At 44.2% G+C, this 10,080-nt stretch carries 11 protein-coding genes; 10 read left to right on the forward strand and 1 reads right to left on the reverse strand.

Going from position 1 to position 10,080, the window contains the following annotated elements; all coding sequences use genetic code 11:
* The first annotated feature begins 56 nt into the window (after positions 1-56).
* The 9 genes from ctpA to VB714_RS06240 all read left to right on the forward strand — a co-directional run bounded on the left by ctpA (position 57) and on the right by VB714_RS06240 (position 7,980).
* The gene (gene ctpA, locus VB714_RS06200) at positions 57-1,292 is read left to right on the forward strand and encodes a carboxyl-terminal processing protease CtpA (protein WP_323222232.1); all 1,236 of its coding nucleotides are present in this window, start codon (positions 57-59) and stop codon (positions 1,290-1,292) included.
* Between the two features lie 295 nt (positions 1,293-1,587).
* The gene (locus VB714_RS06205; RefSeq protein WP_323222234.1) at positions 1,588-2,166 is read left to right on the forward strand and encodes a Uma2 family endonuclease; all 579 of its coding nucleotides are present in this window, start codon (positions 1,588-1,590) and stop codon (positions 2,164-2,166) included.
* Between the two features lie 198 nt (positions 2,167-2,364).
* Positions 2,365-2,967 carry an aminoacyl-tRNA hydrolase gene (gene pth, locus VB714_RS06210; protein WP_323222236.1) on the forward strand — a complete coding sequence of 201 codons (603 nt, stop codon included), beginning with the start codon at positions 2,365-2,367 and terminating at the stop codon, positions 2,965-2,967.
* Complete coding sequence (locus VB714_RS06215) at positions 2,964-4,097, forward strand: CIA30 family protein (RefSeq protein ID WP_323222238.1); 1,134 nt, start codon at positions 2,964-2,966, stop codon at positions 4,095-4,097. Before pth ends, VB714_RS06215 begins: the two co-directional genes overlap by 4 nt.
* Positions 4,098-4,172: 75 nt before the next feature.
* A complete protein-coding gene (locus tag VB714_RS06220; RefSeq protein ID WP_323222239.1) occupies positions 4,173-5,159 on the forward strand; it encodes an SDR family oxidoreductase in 987 nt (328 codons plus the stop codon).
* 61 nt (positions 5,160-5,220) lie between these two features.
* Positions 5,221-6,138 (forward strand): NAD(+) kinase, encoded by a 918-nt coding sequence (locus VB714_RS06225; RefSeq protein ID WP_323222241.1) that lies wholly within the window; start codon positions 5,221-5,223, stop codon positions 6,136-6,138.
* Positions 6,139-6,222: 84 nt separating this feature from the next.
* Positions 6,223-6,918 (forward strand): response regulator transcription factor NblR, encoded by a 696-nt coding sequence (gene nblR, locus VB714_RS06230; RefSeq protein WP_416309619.1) that lies wholly within the window; start codon positions 6,223-6,225, stop codon positions 6,916-6,918.
* A 24-nt stretch (positions 6,919-6,942) separates the two neighbouring features.
* Positions 6,943-7,440 carry a DUF192 domain-containing protein gene (locus VB714_RS06235; protein ID WP_323222247.1) on the forward strand — a complete coding sequence of 166 codons (498 nt, stop codon included), beginning with the start codon at positions 6,943-6,945 and terminating at the stop codon, positions 7,438-7,440.
* A gap of 330 nt (positions 7,441-7,770) precedes the next feature.
* A complete protein-coding gene (locus VB714_RS06240) occupies positions 7,771-7,980 on the forward strand; it encodes a DUF2949 domain-containing protein (protein WP_323222250.1) in 210 nt (69 codons plus the stop codon).
* Between the two features lie 54 nt (positions 7,981-8,034).
* On the opposite strand, the gene VB714_RS06245 is transcribed toward VB714_RS06240, so the two are convergent.
* Entirely contained in the window at positions 8,035-9,021 is a 987-nt protein-coding gene (locus VB714_RS06245; RefSeq protein ID WP_323222252.1) for an ABC transporter ATP-binding protein, read from the reverse strand.
* 190 nt (positions 9,022-9,211) lie between these two features.
* Here VB714_RS06245 and VB714_RS06250 point away from each other — a divergent pair.
* On the forward strand, positions 9,212-10,080 hold an 869-nt coding region (locus VB714_RS06250), incomplete at its 3' end, for a carbamoyltransferase (RefSeq protein WP_323222254.1).

Below are 10,080 nucleotides of genomic sequence, written 5' to 3' on the forward strand. Positions count from 1 at the left end.
AACTCCCCCACCTCCCCACCCCGATTAGAATATAAAAAATTAGTGAAGCAGGACTCATGGGGAAACGAAGGTTTTGGTTAGGATGGTTGATGGCGATCGCGGTGCTGGTTTCGAGTTTAGTCTGGACTCCCCAGGCGTTGGCTTTTACGGAAGACCAGAAGGTATTTTTGCAAGCATGGCGCATTGTTAATCAGTCTTATGTTGATGACAGCTTTAATGGGCAGAATTGGTGGTTTATGCGCCAACGGTATTTGCGGCATCCATTCCGCGATCGCGAAGACGCTTATGAGGCCATTGACGAAATGCTGGCTAGTTTAGACGATCCTTATACGCGCTTGCTTCGTCCCGAACAGTATCGCAGTTTGCAGGTGAGTACCTCGGGGGAATTGACGGGAATTGGGGTACAAATTAATCTCGAACCGCAAACCCTACAACTACAGGTGATTAGCCCGATCGCCGGTTCTCCTGCGGAAAGGGCGGGAATTCGTGCTGGAGATCGCATTCTCGAAATTGATGGGGTTTCCACTCAAAACTTATCTTTGGATGAAGCAGCGATGAAAATGCGCGGGAAAATTGGCACTCGTGTCGTTTTAACCCTCGATCGCGAGGAGAAAACCGAGGGAGAAAAAGTAGAGATCGTCCGCGATCTTATTACGCTTAAGGCCGTCAGCGCCAATCTCGATAGCACAGGGACAATTCCTATCGGTTATTTGCGTCTCTCCCAATTTAGCGCCAATGCCACCCAAGAATTAGCTCAGGCGATCGCGGATTTGGGCGATCGCGGTGCTAAGGGCTATATTCTCGATTTACGGAATAATCCAGGGGGACTCTTACAAGCAGGTGTAGGAATTGCCCGTCTTTGGCTCAATGATGCGCCTATTGTTTATACTGTCAATCGCCAGGGAATGTTGGGCAGTTTTGATGCCGATCGCGGTGCTATTACGGATTCTCCTCTGGTGGTTTTGGTTAATCAAGGTTCCGCTAGTGCTAGTGAAATTTTAGCTGGGGCATTACAAGACAATCATCGCGCTAAATTATTGGGGGAACAAACTTTTGGTAAGGGATTAATTCAATCTCTTTTTGAACTTCCCGATGATTCCGGTTTAGCCGTTACCGTGGCTAAATACGAAACACCCAGCCATCACGATATTAACAAGTTAGGTATTACTCCCGATGAGATCGTTGCCCAGGAGCCTATTTCTTTGCAGGAAGTTGGTGGCGATCGCGATCTTCAATATCAGGCCGCGATCGAGTTACTCGAGGCCAAATCTATTCTTGCCAACGCTACATAGCTCACAAAAACTATTAATATCTTTACTGATAGTCGATGCAAACATTATTACTCTATGTTGGCATCGACTTTTTTATATTTCTTTAAAATTGCTTTCACAAAACTTCAATTTACTTCTTACACTCGACAATATTGAAATAAATCTTCGATTCTATTGATTGAATCAAAGCAAAATTGATATTAAAAGTATCGAAAAAATACCTAGTGTGATGAAAATCACCTTATTTATTGACTGAGATGATACTATTTGCATAATAATCAAGGTATTATTGAGAAGACATTCTAGGTAACAAACCATGAATTTAGCTCCATTATACCTACCTTACGGATTTAGAGTTACCCGAGAACAATTTGCGGGAATTGTACGGGTTAATCATAATTTTCGCTTAGAACGGACTGAAAAAGGAGAATTACTTGTCATGCCACCTACCGGCGGAAATATCGGACAATATACAGCAAAACTGCTGGCACAATTTGTGAATTGGAACGAAAAAACTGGATTAGGTGTTGTATTTGGTTCGTCTACAGTTTTTCAATTGCCCAATGGTGCAGAACGTTCTACCAGTATAGCTTGGGTCAGCCTCGATCGCTGGAATTTCTTAAGTTTGGAACAACAACAAACTTTTCCTCCTTTATGTCCAGATTGCGTTTTGGAACTGCGTTCTCCTATGGAGAGTATGGAAATGTTACGAGAAAAAATGAATGAATATTTAGACAATCAACTGCGGTTAGGATGGTTAATTGACCTTCCGAATCAAAAAGTGGAAGTTTACCAACGAAGTAAACCTGTAATTGTTTTCGATCGCCCGGATCTGCTTATGGGAGAAAATGTTCTTTCGGGATTGGCTCTCAATCTCAAATTCTTGTGGAATTAACGGGCTTAATTTCTTGTCTTTAGGTTTGCATTGCTTTCGCGCTTCTTATCAACTTAATTTAACCTTGGAATAAACCAACTCTTTAACATAATCGAGAAAAATTTTCAGAGCGATCGCGTGTCTAGATAGAGGGTGTGTTATCTTAATCTGTAACAACACCCTATTACCGCATTCTTTTTCTCGATCGCTTTCCTTGATATGGGTACAATTCCTCAGTTTATTATCGGCTTAGGCAATCCTGGTGCAAAATATGACAAAACTCGTCACAATATTGGTTTTGAAGTCCTTGACGATCTCGCTAAACTCTGGCAAATGTCTTGGCAGGAAAACCGCCGTTTTAAAGGGTATTTTGCCGAAGGACGCGCTTTAGGAAATCATAAAATTTATTTACTGAAACCTCTAACTTATATGAATCTTTCGGGGGAATCCATTCGTGCGGTGATGGATTGGTATAAACTCGAACCAGAATCATTATTAGTGGTTTACGATGATATGGATTTAGCCGTGGGACGGTTGCGAATTCGCTTATCGGGGTCTGCGGGAGGGCATAATGGTATTAAGTCGGCGATCGCCCATATTGGAGGGCAAAATTTCCCTCGTCTTCGCATCGGTATCGGCCAAAGAACTGCCGATAAAGAAACAATTTCTCATGTTTTGGGGAAATTTACCCCCGAGGAAAAACCGATTGTTTCCGAAACGATCGATCTGGCGATCGCCGCGATCGAAATGAGTCTGAAAGAAGGACTAGAAAAAGCCATGAGTCTTTACAATGCGCGATCGGTTGTTTCCACACAAGAATGATGAATAAAAAAGAACATTGGGATTTTCGTCGCTTTATACAAACCGTCGCCTATTTCGAGGGTATTCCTTTTCTTAAATGCCTAACGCGACTGAGAAATAAATTATCAAATATGGACTCCACACCTGTTTCCCCCTCAATGCGCGATCGCGTTGCAGCCATTCTCGTCGTCGCTGGAAAGGAAAGCCTCGCAAAACCTATTATCGATCGCCTTCTGACCGAAAATTATCCCGTGCGCGTTTGGGTTGCAGATATTTCCCGAGGAACCCTCTTTGATGGCGATGAGAAAATCACCCTTAGCGATCGCCTCACACCCGAATTATTAACCGGAGTAGAAGCCATTATCTGTTGTTTTGGAGAAGGACAAGGCGATCGCCTTTGGGAAGAAAAATTACAGAATCTTATTGCCTTAGCTACAGTAGGAGAAGGTGCAAAAGGAATCAAAACCCTGTTTGATTTTAACCAACCTGATGAAGATTTGCTGGCAAGTTGGGGGGCAGTAGATGATGTGGTAATGGGGGGAGTCAGTGAAAGTAATATACGTCTCTGCGACGGGTTTGCAGTCTTTGCAGGAACAGTGTCTACAGCGAATTCTGGCGGTTTTGCCTCTGTGCGCCATCGCAATTTTCAGCCTCCTTTGGATTTATCGAACTATGAAGGGATTCAATTACAGGTTAAAGGAGACGGGAAACGCTACAAATTTATTGCTCGTTGCGAGGGAAAATGGGATGGAGTCAGTTATTGCTATTCCTTCGATACTGTCGCCAATGAGTGGATATCTCCCCGTATTCCCTTTCAGGAACTCATTCCCGTATTTCGCGCTAAAACCTTAACAGATGCGAGTTCCTTCGAGCCGCGACGCACTTATTCTCTTCAACTCATGTTCAGTAAATTTGAATACGATCGCGCCCTCAACCCCACCTTTACTCCCGGTGCATTTTCCTTGCAAGTCAAGTCCATTGCCGTCTATGGTGGAAAAACTTCCCCCCAATTTATTTTGCTCGGTTCCGAGGGAGAGGCGATCGCTCGAGCCAGTCGTTTTCCCGTCACTTCCGTCTCTCCTAGCCAATTTGCAGCAGATGAAAAGGCGATCGCGCAACACTGTCTCGCACTCCTTAATTCTGCATCCTGAATCCTTGCTTGAGAACAAATCGCCGAATTCTGATAAAATCTTATAGAAACTTTACAAATACCTTTAAAATATTAAATGGAAGTACTGGTGGTCGGTGCCACAGGCACTCTAGGAAGACAAGTCGCACGTCGCGCTCTTGATGCAGGTCATCAGGTTCGCTGTTTGGTCAGAAAACCAAGAAAAGCAGCATTTTTAAAAGAATGGGGAGCCGACCTCATTTATGGCGATATTTGCCAGCCGGAAACATTAGCAGAAGCCCTGAATGGCATTGAAGTTGTTATTGATGCAGCAACAGCAAAAGCGACGGACTCTTTAAGTATCAAACAAGTAGACTGGGAAGGGAAAGTTGCTTTAATTCAAGCCGCAAAAAAAGCTGGAATTAAGCGTTATATCTTCTTTTCAATCTTGAACGCTGAGAAATTCCCCCACGTTCCCTTAATGAAAATTAAGCACTGCACGGAACTATTCTTAGCAGAATCAGGACTGAACTATACAATTTTAAAACCCTGTGGTTTTATGCAAGGGTTAATTGGACAATTTGCCATTCCGATTTTAGATAATCAAGTGGTTTGGGTGACGGGACAAGGAACCCCGATCGCCTATTTAGATACCCTTGATATTGCTAAATTTACGATTCGCGCCCTCGAAGTCCCAGAAACAGAGAATTGTAGCTTACCCCTCGTGGGAACTCGCCCTTGGGGAACTTACGAAATTATCGAACTGTGCGAACGTTTATCCGGAAAAACGGCAAAAACCGCTAAACTGAAATTGCCAGTTTTACGTTTTATTCGGCGAATTTTGCGTTTCTTCCAGTGGGGAGGGAATGTTGCCGATCGCCTAACCTTTGCGGAAGTGCTGGCCAGCGATAGTCCCCTTGATGCACCAATGGATGAAGTTTATGCCACTCTCGGCCTCAATCCCGAAGAAACCACCACCCTAGAAGAATATTTCCAAGAATATTTTTCACGAATTATGAAAAAATTAAAAGAAATTGGTTACGAAAAGGAAAAAGAAAAAGAACGCAAAAAAAAGAAACGTTCTCCTTTTAAAAACAAGTCTTAATGATTCTCACAATTATTCTCGCTTCCCTTTGTCCCTTTGTTAACAAACTGGATTGTTTACCGTGCCAAAAGTAGGCATTCTTTATAACGACCTCAAACCCACTGCTTGTCGCATTGCCAGTGAAATCGAAGCCAAACTGCGCGATCGCGGTTGCGAAGTCCTGCTGCGATCGAGCTATGGCGGTATCTTGGGCTTTTCTAAACCTGGCAGCCCAAGTTGTCACACCCCCATCGATAATTTAGTTCCCCCAGGATTCGATGACAGTATCGATTTTGGTATTGTTTTTGGGGGAGATGGTACCGTATTGGCAGCATTTCGGCAGGTTGCGCCTTTAGGGATTCCTTTATTAGGAGTCAATACGGGACACATGGGATTTCTCACAGAAACCTATGTTAACCAACTCTCTGAAGCCATCGAACAGGCGATCGCGGGAAACTATGAAATTGAAGAAAGAACCATGCTGGCCGTGCGAATCTTCAGAAGCGATCGCCTTTTATGGGAAGCCCTCTGCTTAAACGAAATGGTACTGCACCGGGAACCCCTAACCAGTATGTGCCATTTCGAGGTACAAATCGGTCGTCACGCCCCCATTGATATTGCTGCGGATGGAGTCATTGTTTCAACCCCCACAGGATCGACAGCTTATTCCCTCGGGGCGGGAGGTCCCGTTGTCACCCCTGGGGTTCCTGCATTACAACTGATTCCCATTTGTCCTCATTCTCTGGCTTCTCGCGCCTTGGTTTTTTCTAATCAAGAAATCGTGACAATTTTTCCCGCCAATCCTAACCCAATGGTTATGGTAGTGGATGGTAATGGCGGTTGTGCCGTCCTGCCCCAAGATCGGGTACAAATTGAAAAGGCTCAATATTCCGCCAAGTTTATGCGCCTACAGCCTCCAGAATTCTTCCGCATTCTCCGAGAAAAGCTCGGTTGGGGACTTCCTCATATTGCCAAGCCGACTTCTGTTGAACTTCCTTAATCCCTCAAGCAGGAACAGTTGCCAAATCCTACAGTCATGTTATAAGTAGAAAGACTAATGAGCATTTATACTCAGGATTTTTTTATGGCAACAGTAATTTTAGAGCGTTCTCCTTGTATTCTCGTGGTGAGACCCGAAGAAAAGTGTACGCGGCAAATCTATCGAGATTTGACGGAAGCGGGATACGAGATTGAGATTGCCTCGGATGTTGATAAAAGTCTACAACAGGCTAACGAGATCCAGCCCGCAATGGTACTGATCGATCGCACTCAAGCCGGAGAAGCAGGATTTCAATTTTGCCGCGAACTTCGCGCCATTGGCAATCGGACTCCGGTATTAATGTTGATGGCAACTGAGACGGTTAGCGATCGCATTGCCTGTTTGGAAGCTGGGGCGGATGATTATATTCTCAAGCCCTATCGCTTGGAAATCTTGTTACAGCTAGTTCATTTGTATCTACAAACCCCCAAGCAGTCCTCCGAACAATTGCGTTTTGGCAACTTGATTTTGGATTTAACCACCCGTCGCGCCATTCGTAATGGTCGAGAATTCGATCTGACCATGAAAGAATACGAACTTCTTAAATATTTAATGTCCCATCCTCGGGAGGTGGTGACGCGGGAGCAAATTCTCGAAAATGTTTGGGGTTATGATTTTCTGGGAGAATCGAATGTAATTGAGGTTTATATTCGCTATCTACGCCTTAAAATTGAGGATGAAGGCGAAAAGCGTCTCATTCAAACCGTGCGTGGCGTGGGATATGTTTTAAGAGACACTTAAGGAGAAATGTAGGAGAAATGACAGATGAAACCTTTTAAACTGGGCTGGGTTGTTATACTGGGTTTGTTTTTATGGGGATGCGTTCCTGTTGTGACTTCTGAAGGCTCTCAACCCGTTACCGCCGAAAATCAAGGTCAAATGCTGCCAATTCGCGCTACGGCTAGAATGGGGGGAGAAACGATTCAATTAGAAGTTGCCGAAACTCCCGAACAACAGGCACTTGGTTTGATGTTTCGCGATCGCTTACCGGACGATCGCGGGATGCTATTTTCTTTCGATCCGCCTCGTCCTGTTGGTTTTTGGATGAAGAACGTTAGTATTTATCTCGATATGGTATTTTTGCAGGATGGCGAGATTCGGTATATTGCCGCGAATGTCCCCCCTTGCAATAAACCTGCTTCTCAATGTCCCGCTTACGGTCCCCCCGAGGCGATCGATCGCGTGATTGAATTACGGGGAGGACGGGCAGAAGAATTAGAACTCAAAATAGGCGATCGCGTTACAATTGAATTTTTAAATTAAACAATATTTTTTTAACTCAAATTTTCTTGGTTATTTTCTGAATTTTTGTTATAATGTTTTACTCTTGTCGGCTACAATAACCCTAATTCGGTTGTCATCGAGTTCAAGATTATTTCTTTACAGGAAATTGTCAAAAATTAAATTCAGATATTAAGTTCAGATATTTTGTGTGTGAGTTTTTTGATTGATTACAATAAAGAGTTCTCTGGGCGGTTTTCTTTTTCTCAAAACAACCTATTGAAGGGGTAACAGATTCATTTCTGTCCGCCTTCAATCATTTTAATAAAAAACCTTTAATCAAACAATCTTTTTCAATCAGGAGGTGGGAAAATGCAACCCGCTACTTATACTCGCTTTATCCGTTTTCTTCACGAAGAATTGGCTTTACCTCAAGATGCGATCGCGATCGCCCAACGCTATTTTGAACGTGATTCTGGGTCTTTCCCCATGATTCTCTGGCAATATGGTTTGATCAGCCTCGAACAATTAGAACGTATTTTTGACTGGCTGGAAGAATCACCTTTGATAGTTGATAGTTGATAGTTGATAGTTGATAGTTGGGGGATGATAGTTGATAGTTGATAGTTGATAAGTTTATTCCTCATCATTGATCATTTCCTCTATCGGGGGAGAATCTAAAACTTCTTCCTCCGTCGTCAATTCTAAAAATACATCTTCGAGAGTGGCTTGAGTGCGACGCATTTCGTATAATCCCAAATCATTTGTAACGATCGCCCTGGCTAAATCGCGTCCAAGTTCGTTGTTACTATCCATCGTAATCTGTAGAAGAGAACGATTGGGGCGTTCGGGAAAAGGCTTAATTTCTACCGATCGCACCCCAGAGATGGCTTTAAGAATCGGTTTTACCCGCAATACATTGCCTTCAACTTCCATTTCATAGCCTGATTCTCCTGTTAATTCTCCCATCAAATTATCGGGGGTATTCGTGACAACCACTCGACCGCGATTAATAATCGTAACGCGATCGCAGGTCATGCTGGCTTCGGGTAAAATGTGAGTTGAGAGAATAATCGTATGTTCTCCCGCCAAACTTTTAATCAGATTGCGAACTTCGATAATTTGGCGCGGGTCCAACCCCACCGTAGGTTCATCGAGAATAATCACGGGAGGATTATGCACGATCGCCTGGGCAATTCCCACCCGTTGGCGAAATCCCTTAGAGAGTTTGCGGATTAAAATCTTGCGCTTTTCCTCAATATTGCAGCGTTGAATAGCCAGATTGACGCGATCGACGCGATCGCCCGCAGAAATGCCTTTAATTCGCGCCACAAAATGCAAAAACCCCTCCACCGTCATTTCCAAATATAACGGTGGCGTTTCCGGTAAATAGCCAATGCGTTTGCGAACTTCCATTGACTGTTCGTGAACATCATATCCCGCCACTCTTGCCGTCCCTGACGTTGCAGGTAAATATCCCGACAATATCCGCATGGTGGTCGTTTTCCCCGCCCCATTCGGTCCGAGAAACCCGAGAATTTCCCCATCTTCAACGGAAAAATCTACATCTTGAATGGCTGGGGTCGCACTATAGATTTTACTGAGATGCTCAACTTCTATCATTCAGTAATTAGATTATGAATTACGAATTCACTCTAGATTAATTCCGCTCTAAAAAGCAACCTACTTGTTTATGAATAGAACATCTGCTTTCTCCGAGTATACGCTTACCCAGGGCGAAACGATAGAAGCGATCGCAACTTAAACTGTAGCTGCTAGGATATTAAATCAATTAGCCTTTTGCGATCGCCAGATGCACATCCTCGGAATCTCCGCCTATTACCACGATAGCGCCGCCGCCCTCATCCGCGAAGGGCAAATCCTCGCCGCAGCGCAAGAAGAGAGATTTTCGCGCCAAAAACATGATGCCAGATTTCCGGGTAAGGCGATCGCCTACTGTTTGCAAACCGCCGCTATTCCCCTCAGAAAACTCGATTATATTGTCTTCTACGAAAAACCCTTCATTACCTTTGAACGCCTTCTCGAAACCTATATCTCCTATGCCCCCAAGGGGTTTCGGTCTTTTCTCACGGCCATGTCTGCATGGTTGCAAGAAAAATTATACTTAAAAACCGTTCTCAAAAAAGAACTGGCTCGCCTCGGGGACTGTAAAGTAAAAGAACTTCCTCCTCTTCTCTTCAGCGAACACCACCAATCCCACGCTGCTTCAGCCTTTTTCCCCAGTCCTTTCCCCACAGCCGCCGTTCTTTGTCTCGATGCTGTGGGAGAATGGGCGACAACTTCCCTTTGGTTGGGAGAAAATAATCAACTCGTTCCCCAATGGGAGATAGATTTTCCTCACTCCCTAGGAATGCTCTACTCGGCTTTCACTTATTACACCGGATTTAAAGTTAATTCCGGAGAATATAAACTCATGGGACTCGCCCCCTACGGCGACCCTAAATATACGAATCTTATCCTCGACTATCTCATCGATCTCAAGGATGACGGGACATTCCGGCTCAATATGGATTACTTTAATTATGCCACCGGATTGACCATGACCAACCGGAAATTCCATCGCCTCTTTGGTGCGCCTCCTCGCAAAAAGGAAAGCCAGATCGAGCAAAAGGAGATGGATATTGCCGCATCAGTACAAAAAGTGACAGAAGAAATCGTACT

Origin of the sequence: Spirulina sp. 06S082 (assembly GCF_034932145.1) — a bacterium.
Taxonomy (GTDB): Bacteria; Cyanobacteriota; Cyanobacteriia; order Cyanobacteriales; family Spirulinaceae; genus CCY15215.

Bases quoted from the DNA above. Each gene is read 5' to 3' on its own strand.
- pth (WP_323222236.1), top strand. From the start codon at position 2,365: ATGGGTACAATTCCTCAGTTTATTATCGGCTTAGGCAATCCTGGTGCA.
- VB714_RS06220 (WP_323222239.1), top strand. From the start codon at position 4,173: ATGGAAGTACTGGTGGTCGGTGCCACAGGCACTCTAGGAAGACAAGTC.
- VB714_RS06245 (WP_323222252.1), bottom strand. From the start codon at position 9,021: ATGATAGAAGTTGAGCATCTCAGTAAAATCTATAGTGCGACCCCAGCC.
- VB714_RS06240 (WP_323222250.1), top strand. From the start codon at position 7,771: ATGCAACCCGCTACTTATACTCGCTTTATCCGTTTTCTTCACGAAGAA.
- VB714_RS06235 (WP_323222247.1), top strand. From the start codon at position 6,943: ATGAAACCTTTTAAACTGGGCTGGGTTGTTATACTGGGTTTGTTTTTA.
- nblR (WP_416309619.1), top strand. From the start codon at position 6,223: ATGGCAACAGTAATTTTAGAGCGTTCTCCTTGTATTCTCGTGGTGAGA.
- VB714_RS06205 (WP_323222234.1), top strand. From the start codon at position 1,588: ATGAATTTAGCTCCATTATACCTACCTTACGGATTTAGAGTTACCCGA.
- VB714_RS06215 (WP_323222238.1), top strand. From the start codon at position 2,964: ATGATGAATAAAAAAGAACATTGGGATTTTCGTCGCTTTATACAAACC.
- ctpA (WP_323222232.1), top strand. From the start codon at position 57: ATGGGGAAACGAAGGTTTTGGTTAGGATGGTTGATGGCGATCGCGGTG.